The sequence below is a fragment of the Cardiobacterium hominis genome, from assembly GCF_900637305.1.
GTDB classification, from domain to species: Bacteria; Pseudomonadota; Gammaproteobacteria; order Cardiobacteriales; family Cardiobacteriaceae; genus Cardiobacterium; species Cardiobacterium hominis.
This window is the reverse complement of sequence record NZ_LR134365.1, coordinates 1,890,136-1,904,931: the sequence shown is the minus strand read 5'-3', so window position 1 is coordinate 1,904,931 and position 14,796 is coordinate 1,890,136. Positions and strand designations below refer to the sequence as shown.

Sequence of the window (14,796 nt, the reverse complement as noted above, 5' to 3'; positions counted from 1 at the left end):
CCAAATGATGAGGCTGATATGCCTCACCCTCGCCGCCATATCAACCGCAATGCCAGCATGAGCAGGAAGCCGGCGGCCTGGCAGAGGACGATGCTTGCGCCGATGGAGGCGTTTAAGTGGTAGCTGATGAGGACGCCGCTGATGCTGGCCGCGACCGACAGGGCGACGGCGACGGCAAGGGTGTGGTGGAAGCGGCGGGTGACGAGTTGTGCGCTGACGCCGGGGGCGATGAGCAAGGCGACGACGAGAACAACGCCAACCGCCTGCATCGCGCCGATGGCGGTCAGCGTCAGCATGACGAGCAGGCTGGTGTGCAGCAGGGGGACGTTCATGCCGACAAGGCGCGCTTGCGCTTCGTCGAAGGTGTAGAGCAGGTAGTCGCGCCATTTGACGGCAAGCACGGCGAGCACGGCGGCGCAGATGGCGACGACTTGCCATAGCTGGGTCGGCGTGATGCCGAGCAGGTTGCCGAAGAGGATGTGGGTGAGGTGCTGGTCGGTGCCGCTTTTTTGGTAGAGGAGGAAGCCGGCGGCGAAGAGGGTGGCGAAGGTGATGCCGAGCAGGGTGTCGCTTTTCAGCGTGCTGCGTTCTTCGAGCCAGCCGGTGGCGAGCGTACAGGTGAGACCGGCGGCGAAGGCGCCGAGGATGAGCGGCGCGCCGATGCTGCTGGCGATGACGATGCCGGGCAGGACGGCATGCGAGATGGCATCGCCCATCAGCGCCCAGCCTTTGTGGACGATGTAGCAGGAGAGCAGGGCGCAGGTGACGGCGAGCAGCAGCGCGACAGCCAGCGCTTGTTGCATGAAGGGGTATTGCAGGGCTTCAAGGATGGGGTTCATGGCGCAGTCGGGCGAGGTGTTGCAGGCGGCGGACGGCAAAAACGGCGAGGAACAGGCCGCCTTGCAGGACGACGATGACGGCGCCGGTGATGCTGTCCAGAAAGTAGCTGGCGTAGGTGCCGATGACGGCGGTGTTGACGCCGATGGCAAAGGCGGTGATGAGCACTTTGCCGAAGCTGCGGCAGAGGAGGAAGGCGGTAGCGCCGGGGGTGATGAGCAGGGCGATGACGAGGATGGCGCCGACGGTTTGCAGGGCGGCGACGACGGCGGCGCTGACCAGCAGGAAAAACGTCCAGCGCAGGCGGGCGACGGGAAGGCCGGCGGTGACCGCCTGGATGTCGTCGAAGAAGTAGAGCATCAGGTCGCGCCATTTGGCGGCGAGGATGATGAGCGAGACGGCGCAGATGGCGAGCATTTGCCAGAGGTCGTGGTCGTCGATGCCGAGGATGTTGCCGTAGATGACCGCTTGCAGGTTGATGGCGGTCGGGTAGAGGGAGATGATGAAAAGTCCGGCGGCGAAGAAGGTGGTGAAGACGAGGCCGATGATGGCGTCCTGGCGCAGCATCGGCAGGCGCTTCAGGATGAGCATGGCGGCGGCGGCGAGGATGCCGGTGGTGAAGGCGCCGAGGGCGTAAGGCAGTTTCCACAGGTAGGCGAGCGCGACGCCGGGGACGACCGCGTGCGAGAGCGCGTCGCCAACCAGCGACCAGCCTTTGAGCATGAGATAGACCGAGAGCAGCGCGCAGACGCCGCCGACCGCGGCCGCGCTGATGAGCGCCTTGATCATGAAGTCGTATTGCAACGGGGCGAGGAGCGCGGTCATGGGCAGCTACTCCGGTCATCGACGAAGACCGCGGGATGTTCGTCATCGCTGACGATGCGCACTTGCGGCGCGACTTCGCCGAGGCCGATGTTTTTCAGCACGCTGCCGAAAGCGCGTTCCAGATTATCGACGGTGTAGATTTCAGCGATGTCGCCGTGGGCGATGAGTTCGCGGTTAATCAGCACCACTTCGTTGCAATACTGCGGCACCGCGCCGAGGTTGTGGGTGGAAACCAGCATCAAATAGCCCTCGTCGCGCAAGTTTTTCAGCAGCTCCATCACCGCAAATTCCGTTTTCGCATCCACGCCGGTAAACGGTTCATCGAGCAGGATAATGCGGCTTTGCTGTGCCAAGGCGCGGGCGAGAAAAACGCGCTTTTTCTGCCCGCCGGACAGCGCGCCGATTTGCCGCTCGGCAAGGTCAGCGATGCCGAGACGCTCCAGCGCGGCGGCAACCGCTTCGCGGTCGGCAGTACGCGGACGGCGCAGCATGCCCATGTGGCCATAACGCCCCAACATGACGACATCTTTCACCAAAATCGGGAAATGCCAGTCAATATTCTCGCTTTGCGGCACATAAGCGATGCCGTTTTGCCGCATCGCCTGTGCGACCGGCAGGCCATTGACGCGCACGCTGCCCGCCTGCGGGCGGATGATGCCCATGATGGTGTTAAACAGCGTCGATTTACCCGAACCATTCACGCCGACAAGGGCGCAAACGGTGCGCCCTTGCAGGGTGAAACTGATGTCGCGGATGGCCTGGTGACCGTTCGGATAAGTCACGCTGACATGCTCAACCGCGAGCGAGATGGCATCAGTGCTGGAAACCATTGATCACCGTGTCGGTCGTGACTTTGAGCAGATCCAGATAGGTCGGCACCGGACCATCGGCGGCAGAAAGCGAATCCACATAAAGGACGCCGCCGTACTTCGCGCCGGACTCCTTGGCGACCTGCTTCGCCGGCTTGTCAGAAATCGTGCTTTCGCTGAAAACGACCGGAATCTTGTTGGCGCGCACCGTCTCAATCAAGGCGCTCACCTGCTGCGGCGTGCCCTGCTGCTCGGCGTTAATCGGCCAAAGATACGCTTCCTTGAAACCCAAATCGCGGGCGAGATAACTGAACGCGCCCTCGCTTGATACCAGCCAGCGCTGCGCTTCCGGAATTTTCGCGACATCTTTCTTCAACTTCGCGTCCATCGCTTCCAGCTTGGCGAGATAGGCGGCGGCGTTCTTGTGATAATTCTCCGCGTGCGCCGGGTCGTGCTTGGCGAGCGCCGCCTCAATATTCTTCACATAAATCTTGGCATTACTGACCGACATCCAGGCGTGCGGGTTCGGCTTGCCGTCGTACTCGCCGCCGTGAATCGACATCGGCTCAACGCCTTCCGTGACCACCACAGACGGTACGTCTTTGACGTTGGCAAAGAAACGCTCAAACCAGCGTTCCAAATTCAGCCCATTCCACAAGACCAAATCCGCTTCCTGCGCCTTGACCAAATCCTGCGGCGTCGGCTCGTAATCGTGGATTTCCGCGCCCGGCTTGGTGATGGAAACCACCTTGGCATCATCACCGGCGACGTTCTGCGCCATATCGGCGATGACGGTGAAGGTCGTAACCACCGTAAAGGGTTTGTCGCCTGCGGCGAAAAGCGGCGAAACGACGCAAAAAAGCAGGGAAAAGAGCAGTTTTTTCATGTTAAACCTCAAAAGTTGAAAACGAATGTGTGGGCGCCCGCTCGTATGATACGCGCAATTTTTTTGGCTTCCAAATGCGAACGGCTGTTATTTGTACAAGATGCTGTATTGCAGAAAGTTATCTTTTTGTGTTGATTTTGCAGGTGAATGATGGGTGATTATTTTGCGTTGCCAATATGGGTAAGTGTCTGTGCAAGCGCGTGGATAGTGGGTTTTTTAGGGGCTGTTTGCAATTTGAATCCCCCTCCCCTGCAGGGCGAAGCCCGCAGCGGGGGAGGAATGGGGAGGGGGTGGACGGTGTTGTTTACGAGATAAGATTTTGATTTTTCACGTTTGCCGCCCTCACCCAACTTTCTCTCGCGTCGCGAGCAAATGCTTGTCGTCCTTCGGATGAGCTGTTCCAGTCCCCCACGGGGAAAGGGACATATTAGAAGCGTATTTCAGCTAACTAGCCCCTCTCTCGCTACGCGAGCTGTTCCAGTCCCTGTGGGACAAGCATTGCTCGCGTAACGACTGGAACAGCTTACGAAGCGAGAGAAAAGGGGGAGAGGGCAGCAACTAATTGAAAAATCAGAATTTCGATTCATCAGCAATATCGCTCCCCCTCCCCAGCCCTCCCCCGCTGCGGGCTTCGCCCTGCAGGGGAGGGTGTTTTCTCTGTATGCCGCTAGATTCGGAACAGATTCTAAGCGAAAAAATCCCGCCATTGGCGGGATTTTTGCTGCGGCAAGCGCGCGGGGTTACGCCACAATCATCCCGGCGGCAACCGTCTGATTGCTGGCGTCGTCAATGAGGATGAAGGCGCCGGTGGCGGGGTTTTCCGCGTAGCTGCTGGCGGCGACGGGCTGTTGCAGCACAATGCTCACTTCGCCGAGGTCGTTCATGTTGAGGGTGTCGCGGTCGGCGTAGTTGCTCAAGGTATGCACGTCCCAAATGTGTTCTATCTGGCGGATTTTCGCGGCGACGGTGCGCGTGGTGTGTTTGAGCAGGTATTTGCGCGCCGGGTTGAGCGGGCGCTGGTCAAACCAGCACAGCGTCGCGCGCAGTTCGCGCCGGTTTTCTGCCGCGTTTGTGGCGGCAAGCAGGGTATCGCCGCGCGAGATGTCAATGTCATCAGCAAGGCGCAGGGTGATGTTTTCGCCGACGCCTGCCGTCGCTACGCTGCCGTTCAAGCCGATGATTTCGCGCACGCTGCTTTTTTGTCCCGCCGGCTCAACGCGGATGCGGTCGCCAACGCGCACGCTGCCCGCTTCTATCCGCCCTTGGTAGCCACGGAAGTCGTCCTGCTTGCTGCCGTCGGCGCGCAGCACGTTCTGCACCGGGAAATGGAAGGCGGCAGGTGCGTCGCTGACGCTTTCGCCGACCGGCAGCGCTTCGAGGGTGGCAAGCAGGCTGCCGCCGGTGTACCACGGGGTGTGTTGGCTCGCGTGCACGATGTTGTCGCCATTTAATGCCGACACCGGGATGTAGTGGACGTTGGCGAGGCCGAGTTGTTGCGCCAGCGCGTCGTAGGCGGCGGTAATGGCGCGGTATTTGTCTTCGTCGTAGTCGAGCAAATCCATTTTGTTGATGGCAACGATGATGTGCGGGCAGCGTAGGTGATGCAGGATGGCGCTGTGTCGCTTGGTTTGTGGCAACAGTTGCAGCGGCGTTTGGCTGTAATCGAGTTGCGCAGCGTCGAGCAAGAGGACGGCGGCGTGCGCGGTGGATGCGCCGGTAACCATGTTGCGCGTGTACTGTTCGTGGCCGGGGGTGTCGGCGATGATGTATTTGCGCCGCGCGGTGCTGAAGTAGCGGTAGGCAACGTCGATGGTGATGCCTTGTTCGCGTTCGGCTTCGAGGCCGTCAGTCAGGGCGGAAAAGTCGGGGTTGCCGTTGGCGCTCGTGGCTTCGATTTGTTGTAACTGGTCGCCGAGCAGCGCCTTGCTGTCGTAGAGCAGGCGGCCGATGAGGGTGGATTTGCCGTCATCGACGCTGCCGGCGGTGATAAAGCGCAGCGGCGCGTGTTGGTTGAGGTTGGGCATGGGGGTTCCTTGGGTTGCTGCGGTTGCGGTGAATAAATGTAGGGTGGGTCTTGACCCACCACGGCAAGACATTGGGAAATTCCCCTCCCCTGCAGGGCGAAGCCCGCAGCGGGGGAGGGCTAGGGAGGGGGTGGACAATCTTATTTACGAGATAAGATTTCGATTTTTCAATTGGTTGCTGCCCTCACCCTCTCCCACAGGGAGAGGGGGCTTATCAGCGATTTACATACGCGGTAGCGAGGTTCGTGTATGTAAATTGTTTTCGTCGCTGCGCGGTGTGCTTGCTGCCCCCACCCTAACCCTCCCCCACAGGGAGAGGGAACATATCGGCGGCCTGCCTCGCTTCGTTCACTAAAAGATAGCTTTTTCGTGATGTTGAATAGGCTCTTAGAAATATCCCTGTTTTTTTCGCTGTTCCATCGCGGCAGCGCTGGCGCGGTCATCGAGGCGGGTGGCGGCGCGCTCGGATATGGTCGCGCGTGCGGTTTCGGCGATGATGTCTTCCGGCACGACCGCGCTACTTGCTACCGGGCAGGTGCAGGAAATGTCGCCAACGGTGCGGAAGCGCACCGACACGGTTTTGCTTTCTTCGCCGTCAAGTTTCGGGGTCAGCGGCGTTACCGGCACCAGCAAGTCGCGCCGTTCCACCACTTCGCGCGGGTGCGCGTAGTAAATCGGCGGCAGCGCGAGGTTTTCGCGCGCGATGTATTGCCAGATGTCGAGTTCCGTCCAGTTGGATATGGGGAAGACGCGCATGTTTTCCCCGGCGTGCAGGCGGGTGTTATAGAGCGACCACAGCTCTGGCCGCTGGTCTTTCGGGTTCCATTGCCCGAACTCGTCGCGGAAGGAAAAGATGCGTTCTTTCGCCCGCGCTTTTTCTTCGTCGCGTCGCGCGCCGCCAAGCAGGGCGTCGAAGCCGTGTTCTTCGATGGCTTCCAAGAGTGTTACCGCTTGGGCGGCGTTGCGTGAATCGGTCTCGCGGCGCAGCACCACCGTGCCGCGCGCGATGGAATCTTCTACATGACCGACGACGAGCCGCGCCCGCAGTTGTCTTACCGTTTCATCACGGAAGGCGATGACTTCCGGGTAGTTATGCCCGGTGTCGATGTGTAGCAGCGGGAACGGCAGCGGGATGTCGCGCCCTGCCACCTGAAACGCCTTGCGGGCGAGCGCCAGCAGCACCACCGAATCTTTGCCGCCAGAGAATAGCAGCGCCGGGTTGCGGCATTCGGCGACGACTTCGCGGATGATGTACACCGACTCGGCTTCGAGCCAGTCCAGATGTTCGTTGTACAGTTTCGTTTGTTTGCTCATCTATAGCCTCACTTGTGCAGGCCGCATTCGCGGCTATTTTTGTTTTCCCACCACCAGCGGCCGGCGCGGATGTCTTCGCCTGCCTTGACGGCAATGGTGCATGGCTCGCAGCCGATGCTCGGATAGCCCTGGTGATAAAGTTCATTGAAAGGAATGGCGTTTTGCTGGATGTATGCCCAGACGTCGTCTTCCGACCAGTCAAAAATCGGGTTGTATTTGGCGATGCCGCGCGCCTCATCGTGCTCGTGCAGCGCGAGTTCACTGCGCGTTACCGATTGCGCGCGCCGCTGCCCGGTGAGCCAGGCGTCGGCGTCGGCAAGTGCGCGGTTGAGCGGCGCGACCTTGCGGATAAAGCAGCAACGCTTGCGCAATTCGACGCTTTGATAAAAGGCGTTTAAGCCGTGCGTGTTCACATATTCGGCGACTTCCGCCGCGTCCGGCTGATAGAGGCGGAAATCCAGCGCCGGGTAGCGCGCGCGTACCACCTCGGCGTAGGCGAGCGTTTCCGCGTTCAGCCGCCCGGTTTCCAGCATGAAAACTTCTACCGGCGCGGCAAACTGCGCCAGTTGGTCGGTAATCACCATGTCTTCAACCGCCAGGCTGCTGGCGAGTTTGACCCGCTGATGGCGGGCGCAGATGTCTTGCAGGCGCGCGCGCAACTGCGCCGTTTTTTCCGGCAAGTGCGCGAATACCTCCGCCGCCGGTTGCGGGATTTGCCACAGCGCTGGCCGCTGCAGGGCGAATGCTGCCGTCATCGTGGATTCCTTATGATGGTTGTCATGGTGATACTCCCTGAAAAGTCAGGCGCTATCGTAGGCGCGCACCGGGGCAGAAGGGAAAGAGCAATTTTTTTGGTGCTTAGAAGGTTTTTTTATAGGCGCAAAAAAACCGGGCGTTGCCCAGCAGTTTGAAGCGATATACCGAATCAGGTCGCTGACCTGCGGCGTGCCTTGCTGCTTAATGCGCGTTTGTATTTCAGCGACACTTCCCAAACGAAATACCCGCAAATATACATACAGGGTAGCGACTATCGTGTATGTGGCGAATTGTCAAACCAAGTGCAACGCCTTGTCAAAATGTACTTCATAAGGCGTTCTCCACTGCAAACACTTGCGCGGGCGGTTATTCAATGCCAGCACCGCCTTTTCAATGTAATCATCTGGATATTGCGCAATATCCTGATGCTTCGGAAAATATTCACGCAACAAGCCGTTGGTGTTCTCGTTCGTGCCGCGTTGCCACGGCTGGTACGGCGGCGGAATGTATATTTTTATCCCCAACGCCTCCGCCACCACCGCATGCCGTGCAAACTCCTTGCCCCGGTCCGGCGTGATGCTGAGCACCGTCTGCTCGCGCAAGGCTTCAATCATCGCCGCATTCACGCCGTCCGCCGTCTTCTTCTCCAGCCGAACGCACCGCAGATAGCGGCTTTTGCGGTCGACCAACGTCAGCAACACCGCACCACCCACCACGCCTGCAACGGTATCGGCTTCCCAATCGCCAAGTCGCTCCCGCGCCTGTGCCTCTGGCGGACGCGCCGACAGCGCATGCTCAACCGGGAAGTTATCACGTGTCGGCTCGCCCTTGCGCCGCCGCTTCTTGCCACGGTGGCGCAGCCTTTGCTTGCCGCTTATCACCCAGTCGGGGTCATTGAAACGCTTGGCGTAGATACCGCGGTAGATAGTCGCGTAGCTGATGGCGTGCGGACGGCCTTCGTGGCGCAAGCGGTACTGAATCTGCTCCGGCGACCAGTGCAGTTTCAGAAACCTCTCCTTGACCAGGGCAAAAAGTTCCGGGTCATCAAGTTTACGCTTGCGGCGGCAGAGCTTACGCCTGCTGTCGTATTTCTCCTGCGCCTTGTTGGCGTCGTAGCTTTCGCCATCGCTATTGCGCTTCAGTTCGCGCAAGATGGTGCATCTGTGACGCTTCAACATGGTGGCAATAGCGGCGGGGCAATGACCTTGGTTGAACAAGGTCATTATGCAACCCCGCTCAATGGGCGTAATATGACTGTAGGCATCCATTTTCGGTCTCCTGCAATGTTTTGATGTTTTTTGCAGTATCGCTTATGGATGTCTTTTTTGTAGCTGTTGCACTTGAATTGTAAATTCGCCGTAAATGGATGAGAAGGTTTTGTCGTACTGTGGGTTGTTTGTTGCCCCCACCCCGAACTCTCTTGAAAAGCAGGCAGTTTGATTTATCAACAACATCGCTCACCCCCTCCCCAACCCTCCCCCGCTGCGGGCTTCGCCCTGCAGTGGAGGGGGATTCGAATTGTCAACAGCCCCTAGCCCAGCGCCACGCGGCAATTCCCGCCACTCGTGCCGTCCGGCACGTAAACCCTCGCAGAGCAGATGGCGCACGGCGGCGGGCCGCCCGTTGCCGCAGAGAAAAATATCAATTGCGGCAAAACGATGCTCCGGCCAGGTGTGAATGCTGATGTGCGACTCGGCGAGCAGCAGCACGCCGGTCACACCCATGCCGTCGCCAAAATGATGAAAATGTGCGGCGAGCGTGGTCGCGCCTGCCGCATCGGCGGCACGCTGAAGCAACGCTTGCAGCGCGGGGGCATCTGCGAGCAGGGCAGCATCGCAGTCGTAGAGGTCAAGCAGGGCGTGAGTACCGGGGGAGTGAGTCATGTTCAATCAGGGCAGTTGTGGATTTATACATACACATTGAGCGCTCCGGTGTATGTGGCGAATTTACAATTCAAGTGCAACAGCTACAAAAAAGACATCCATAAGCGATACTGCAAAAAACATCAAAACATTGCAGGAGACCGAAAATGGATGCCTACAGTCATATTACGCCCATTGAGCGGGGTTGCATAATGACCTTGTTCAACCAAGGTCATAGCCCCGCCGCTATTGCCACCATGCTGAAGCGCCACAGATGCACCATCTTGCGCGAACTGAAGCGCAATAGCGATGGCGAAAGCTACGACGCCAACAAGGCGCAGGAGAAATACGACAGCAGGCGTAAACTCTGCCGCCGCAAGCGTAAACTTGATGACCCGGAACTTTTTGCCCTGATCAAGGAGAGGTTTCTAAAACTGCACTGGTCGCCGGAGCAGATTCAGTACCGCTTGCGCCACGAAGGCCGCCCGCACGCCATCAGCTACGCCACTATCTACCGCGGTATCTACGCCGGGCGTTTCAATGACCTCGACTGGGTGATAAGCGGCAAGCAAAGGCTGCGCCACCGTGGCAAGAAGCGGCGGCGCAAGGGCGAGCCGACACGTGATAACTTCCCGGTTGAGCATGCGCTGTCGGCGCGTCCGCCAGAGGCACAGGCGCGGGAGCGCATGGGCGACTGGGAAGCCGATACCGTTGCAGGCGTGGTGGGTGGTGCGGTGTTGCTGACGTTGGTTGACCGCAAAAGCCGCTATCTGCGGTGCGTTCGGCTGGAGAAGAAGACGGCGGACGGCGTGAATGCGGCGATGATTGAAGCCTTGCGCGAGCAGACGGTGCTCAGCATCACGCCAGACCGGGGCAAGGAATTTGCGCGGCATGCGGTGGTGGCGGAGGCGTTGGGGATAAAAATATACATTCCGCCGCCGTACCAGCCGTGGCAACGCGGCACGAACGAGAACACCAACGGCTTGTTGCGTGAATATTTTCCGAAGCATCAGGATATTGCGCAATATCCAGATGATTACATTGAAAAGGCGGTGCTGGCATTGAATAACCGCCCGCGCAAATGTTTGCAGTGGAGGACACCTTATGAACTACATTTTGACAAGACGTTGCACTTGGTTTGACAATTCGCCGTAAATAGACCGACCAGCACACTACCGTCTCTTTTCAAGCCAGCTGTCATGCAGCCATTGCTCCGTCTTGCGGTGGCCTGGGAAGGTAATCCACACAATGTCCCGTTCAAAAATCATCGGGCGTTCGTCGCTGCCGACAATAACCCAAAGCCAGCGGCCGTCAGCGAGATTGCGCATTTTTACCTTCATGCCGGTCAAGATAACGGTTTCGCTGTGGTCGTCGCGTGCGATGCGAATCGGCTCGTCATGCGGCGCAATCCAGCTGATTTCCAGGCACGCCAGCAAATCCGGTGCCGCCGTTTGCAGAAAGCTACGGGCGACCTGTTCACTGCGTTCACGGCTTGGCAAAGGCTTGCCTGCCAAATCCAGCGAAATATGGGCAAAGCCTTTCAGCGTGCCGTCAGCAGATACGAGCGCGCTGAAATGCTCACCGCCCAAACCGCCGTCTGCGCCCTATCCGCTACCGCTTCTACGCCCGCGCGGCTTACCTGAAAAACCGTCCGCGCGACGAGCAAGCCTTTCTCTGCCTGAACATCGCCGGGGCGCATGGCCTGTGGCAAACCGAACAACTCGCCGGGCGGAAAATCATCCTCGCCTGCAACGACTTCGACCTCATCAAAGCCGCCATCGCCGCCGAAACCGGCATCGGCCTCCTGCCCGATTTCTGCGACCGCCCCGAAGACGGCTTCGTGCAAGTCGGGCTGAACGATGCGGCAGAAAAAGAAGAATTTGCTGCTGACATCTATCTGGTGCTGCACGAAGACCTGCGCCGCTCACCAAAAATCTGCGCGGTGGCGGATTTCTTGGGTGAGGTGTTGGCAGGGCAGGCAGGCTGAAAATAAAAAACCTCCTTGGAGTGTGTTTGCAATTCAGCGGATAGCCCCCCTCGCTACGTGAGCAATGAAGTAAGGTTTCTTGATAAACCCTAGCTACGGCAGCGTTTTGCGTCGAAGATAAAAGCATTTTATAAGCGGCTGATGGACCGCGGTAAGCCATTTAAGGTCGCGGTCAACGTCTGTATGGGCAGATTGCTGCGCATATTAGTGGGTGCGGAATTGTTTGAAAAATATTGTAAAAACGAATAGATAAAATGTGATAAGTGTATGGCTACCGAGTTTGGTTTTCCCGTTCGACGGGACGGGGAAATACGGCTGATTAGTCATCTGTGAGCTGCTGTTTATCGGGATGGGGAAATGGCTTATGATGCGCGGCGGTTTCTTTAATTTCATTTTTTTTGCGGAGGCTGTATGTTTTCTGAATCGGCGAAGTTGAAGGTGCAGCGGTTTGGCCGCTTCCTTTCGAATATGGTGATGCCCAATATTGGTGCGTTCATCGCCTGGGGTTTGATTACCGCGCTGTTTATTCCGACGGGCTGGTTGCCGAATGAGTCGCTTGGCAAGTTAGTCGGCCCGATGATTACGTATTTGTTGCCGCTGCTCATCGGTTATACCGGCGGCAAGCTCGCTGGCGGTGATCGCGGCGCGGTGGTCGGTGCGATTACCACGATGGGCGTCATCGTCGGTACTGATATTCCGATGTTCCTCGGCGCGATGATTGTCGGCCCGCTCGGCGGCTGGTCTATCAAGAAGTTTGACCAGGCCGTTGAGGGCAAGATCAAGAGCGGTTTCGAGATGCTGGTGAACAATTTTTCCGCCGGCATTATTGGTATGTTGTTGGCGCTGTTGGCGTTTGTCGTCATCGGGCCGGCGGTGAAAGGGCTTTCCGGTGCGCTCGCGGCCGGTGTGGATTTTCTCGTCAAACATGATCTGCTGCCGCTGACCTCGATTTTCGTTGAACCGGCGAAGATTCTCTTCCTGAACAATGCCATCAACCACGGCATTTTCTCGCCGCTCGGCATTGCGCAATCGCAAGAAGTTGGCCGCTCCATTTTCTTCTTGATTGAAGCGAACCCCGGCCCCGGCCTCGGCGTACTGCTCGCGTATATGCTGCTCGGCAAGGGTTCCGCCAAGCAAACCGCAGGCGGCGCTGCCATCATCCATTTCTTCGGCGGCATTCACGAAATTTATTTCCCCTATGTGCTGATGAATCCGCGTCTGCTGCTGGCAGTGATTGCGGGCGGCATGACCGGCGTCTTCACGCTCGTCTTTATGCACGGCGGTCTGATTTCTCCCGCCTCTCCGGGCTCGATTTTCGCCGTACTGGCGATGACGCCCAAAGGCGGTTATGCCGCGGTACTCTGTGCGGTCGCCGCCAGTTGCGTGGTGTCGTTCCTTGTTGCCAGCGTTTTTGTGCGCCGCATGCCCGCCTCCGGTGATGAGGAACTCTCCGCCGCGCGCGACAAGATGCAGTCGCTCAAACTTGCCACCGGTACCGATGCGCATCAGTTTGACGACGTGAAAACCGTGTACGTCGCCTGCGATGCGGGCATGGGCTCCAGCGCCACCGGCGCCAGCATCCTGCGCAAGAAGGTACAGGAAGCAGGGCTGGATATTGCGGTGAAAAACTGCGCTATCAATGATTTGCCGGAAGACGCGCGCATGGTCATCACCCACCAGGATTTGACTGCCCGCGCCCAGGCCTATCGCCCCGACGCGCTGCATTTCTCCTTGCAGAACTTCCTTGACCGCGCCTTTTACGACCAAATCGTCGCCAAGCTGAAAGTCGGTCATCACCCGCCACAAGCAGCAGAAAGCAAAGCAAAAGGCAGCAGCGCGCCGCGTTACACCTTCGGCCTGGAGCAAATCTTCCTCGGCCGTCGTGCGCTCAGCAAAGAAGAAGCCATCCGCTTCGCCGGGCGCAAACTGGTCGAAGGCGGCTTCGTCACCCCGGATTACGTCGAAGCGATGATTACCCGCGAAAACGACAGCTCCACCTACCTCGGCGAAGGCATTGCCATCCCACACGGCACGCTGGTCGCCAAAGACGCGGTGCTGAAAACCGGCATCGTCTTCTGCCAGTACCCGGAAGGCGTCAGCTTCTCCAACGATCCGAACGAAAAAGCCTATCTCGTCATCGGCATCGCCGCGCAGAACAACGAACACATCGGCGTTATCGCTGCGCTCACCAACGCGCTCGACAGCGAAGCCGACATCGAAATGCTGAAAAACACCAGCGACCCGCAAGCGGTGCTGGACATCCTCAGCCGCTAATTAGGAGCGCCCCATGAAAGCACTACACTTCGGCGGCGGCAACATCGGCCGTGGCTTCATCGGCAAAATCCTTGCCGAAGCCGGTTACGAAGTCGTCTTTGCCGACATCAACATGACCGTCATTGACCGCCTGAACCAAGACCACGGCTATACCGTGCACGTCGTCGGCGAAGGTGTTGACCAAAAAGAAACCGTGAAAAACGTGCGCGGCATCAACTCCGGCGATGAAGCCGCCGTTACCGCCGAAATCAGCGACGCAACGCTCGTCACCACCGCCGTCGGCCCGCCCGTGCTGGAAATCCTGGCACCCCTGCTCGCCCGCAGCCTCGCCGCGCGCTACCGCGCTGGCGGCGCACCGCTCAACATCATCGCCTGCGAAAACATGGTACGCGGCAGCAGCTTCCTCAAAGAAAAAGTGTTGACCGCTGCGGGCGACGACGCTGCGCTCATTGATGCCAATACCGGCTTCGTGGATTGCGCTGTCGATCGCATCGTGCCGCCGGTGCGTGGTGGCGACGCCGACCCGCTTGCCGTGACCGTTGAAGTCTTTAGCGAATGGATTGTCGATAGCACCCAATTCAAAGGCGCCGTACCCGCCATCGCCGGCATGATTGCCACCGACAAACTGATGGCCTTCATCGAGCGCAAACTGTTCACTCTGAACACCGGCCACACCGCGCTTGCCTACTTCGGCCAGCTGGCGGGCAAAAAAACCGTCGGCGAGGCCATGCAAGACGACGCCGTGCGCCAGGCAGCAGAAGCCGTGATGAAAGAAAGCGGCGCGGTACTCATCCGCCGTTACGCCTTTGATCCCGCTGCTCACCGCGCTTACATCGACAAAATCCTCAAGCGCTTCGCCAACCCCTACCTGCATGACGACATCGACCGCGTCGCGCGTCAGCCGCTGCGCAAACTGGGCGCGCAAGAGCGCTTCATCAAACCGCTAAACGGCATGCTCGAATACGACCTGCCGCACGACGCCACCGTGCGTGCCATCGCCGCGACCCTGCATTACCACAACCCAGACGACCCGCAGGCGGTCGAAATGCAGTACTACCGGCAGGCACACGGCATCGCTGCGACGCTTGTAAAATACAGCGACTTCGACAACACCGCAGTCGTCGCCAAAATCGAAGCGGCGTATCAAGCGCTATAAAGCGGATTTCACAAACAAAAAATATCCACCCACGCGGTGGATATTTTTTCGCCGGAACGAATGCGA

General features: G+C 58.8%; 15 protein-coding genes. 4 read left to right on the top strand and 11 right to left on the bottom strand.

Annotated elements, in window-relative coordinates; translation table 11 throughout:
- Window positions 1-23: 23 nt before the first annotated feature.
- The 9 genes from EL199_RS09285 to speD all read right to left on the bottom strand — a co-directional run bounded on the left by EL199_RS09285 (window position 24) and on the right by speD (window position 9,334).
- Complete coding sequence (locus EL199_RS09285) at window positions 24-839, bottom strand: metal ABC transporter permease (RefSeq protein WP_004142017.1); 816 nt, start codon at window positions 837-839, stop codon at window positions 24-26.
- A complete protein-coding gene (locus EL199_RS09280) occupies window positions 823-1,662 on the bottom strand; it encodes a metal ABC transporter permease (RefSeq protein ID WP_004142018.1) in 840 nt (279 codons plus the stop codon). Before EL199_RS09280 ends, EL199_RS09285 begins: the two co-directional genes overlap by 17 nt.
- The gene (locus EL199_RS09275; protein ID WP_004142026.1) at window positions 1,659-2,492 is read right to left on the bottom strand and encodes a metal ABC transporter ATP-binding protein; all 834 of its coding nucleotides are present in this window, start codon (window positions 2,490-2,492) and stop codon (window positions 1,659-1,661) included. The genes EL199_RS09280 and EL199_RS09275 overlap by 4 nt, the downstream gene beginning before the upstream one ends.
- On the bottom strand, window positions 2,476-3,357 hold the full coding sequence (locus EL199_RS09270) for a metal ABC transporter substrate-binding protein (protein ID WP_004142027.1): 882 nt from the start codon (window positions 3,355-3,357) through the stop codon (window positions 2,476-2,478). The genes EL199_RS09275 and EL199_RS09270 overlap by 17 nt, the downstream gene beginning before the upstream one ends.
- A 740-nt stretch (window positions 3,358-4,097) precedes the next feature.
- The gene (locus tag EL199_RS09265) at window positions 4,098-5,381 is read right to left on the bottom strand and encodes a sulfate adenylyltransferase subunit 1 (RefSeq protein WP_004142029.1); all 1,284 of its coding nucleotides are present in this window, start codon (window positions 5,379-5,381) and stop codon (window positions 4,098-4,100) included.
- A 387-nt stretch (window positions 5,382-5,768) separates the two neighbouring features.
- Window positions 5,769-6,695: a sulfate adenylyltransferase subunit CysD gene (gene cysD, locus EL199_RS09260; protein WP_004142030.1), complete on the bottom strand. Its 927-nt coding sequence runs from the start codon at window positions 6,693-6,695 to the stop codon at window positions 5,769-5,771.
- Window positions 6,696-6,703: 8 nt separating this feature from the next.
- Window positions 6,704-7,450: a phosphoadenylyl-sulfate reductase gene (locus tag EL199_RS09255; protein ID WP_004142031.1), complete on the bottom strand. Its 747-nt coding sequence runs from the start codon at window positions 7,448-7,450 to the stop codon at window positions 6,704-6,706.
- A 294-nt stretch (window positions 7,451-7,744) separates the two neighbouring features.
- Window positions 7,745-8,719: an IS30 family transposase gene (locus EL199_RS09250; RefSeq protein WP_126316066.1), complete on the bottom strand. Its 975-nt coding sequence runs from the start codon at window positions 8,717-8,719 to the stop codon at window positions 7,745-7,747.
- 189 nt (window positions 8,720-8,908) lie between these two features.
- The gene (gene speD, locus EL199_RS09245; RefSeq protein ID WP_004143641.1) at window positions 8,909-9,334 is read right to left on the bottom strand and encodes an adenosylmethionine decarboxylase; all 426 of its coding nucleotides are present in this window, start codon (window positions 9,332-9,334) and stop codon (window positions 8,909-8,911) included.
- Between the two features lie 146 nt (window positions 9,335-9,480).
- Between speD and EL199_RS09240 the strand changes: the two genes are divergently transcribed.
- Entirely contained in the window at window positions 9,481-10,455 is a 975-nt protein-coding gene (locus tag EL199_RS09240) for an IS30 family transposase (protein ID WP_126316065.1), read from the top strand.
- A 30-nt stretch (window positions 10,456-10,485) separates the two neighbouring features.
- Here the strand turns inward: EL199_RS09240 and EL199_RS09235 are convergent, their stop codons facing one another.
- Complete coding sequence (locus EL199_RS09235; RefSeq protein ID WP_197719328.1) at window positions 10,486-10,902, bottom strand: hypothetical protein; 417 nt, start codon at window positions 10,900-10,902, stop codon at window positions 10,486-10,488.
- Window positions 10,854-11,159, bottom strand: coding sequence for a hypothetical protein (locus EL199_RS13340; RefSeq protein ID WP_232008285.1), 306 nt, complete (start codon window positions 11,157-11,159; stop codon window positions 10,854-10,856). Before EL199_RS13340 ends, EL199_RS09235 begins: the two co-directional genes overlap by 49 nt.
- Between EL199_RS13340 and EL199_RS13335 the strand changes: the two genes are divergently transcribed.
- The 3 genes from EL199_RS13335 to EL199_RS09215 all read left to right on the top strand — a co-directional run bounded on the left by EL199_RS13335 (window position 11,049) and on the right by EL199_RS09215 (window position 14,730).
- A complete protein-coding gene (locus EL199_RS13335) occupies window positions 11,049-11,300 on the top strand; it encodes a LysR substrate-binding domain-containing protein (protein WP_315861903.1) in 252 nt (83 codons plus the stop codon). The genes EL199_RS13340 and EL199_RS13335 overlap by 111 nt on opposite strands.
- Before the next feature lie 411 nt (window positions 11,301-11,711).
- Window positions 11,712-13,574 carry a PTS mannitol transporter subunit IICBA gene (locus EL199_RS09220; protein WP_004142036.1) on the top strand — a complete coding sequence of 621 codons (1,863 nt, stop codon included), beginning with the start codon at window positions 11,712-11,714 and terminating at the stop codon, window positions 13,572-13,574.
- 13 nt (window positions 13,575-13,587) lie between these two features.
- Window positions 13,588-14,730: a mannitol-1-phosphate 5-dehydrogenase gene (locus EL199_RS09215; RefSeq protein WP_004142037.1), complete on the top strand. Its 1,143-nt coding sequence runs from the start codon at window positions 13,588-13,590 to the stop codon at window positions 14,728-14,730.
- The last annotated feature ends 66 nt before the right edge of the window (window positions 14,731-14,796 follow it).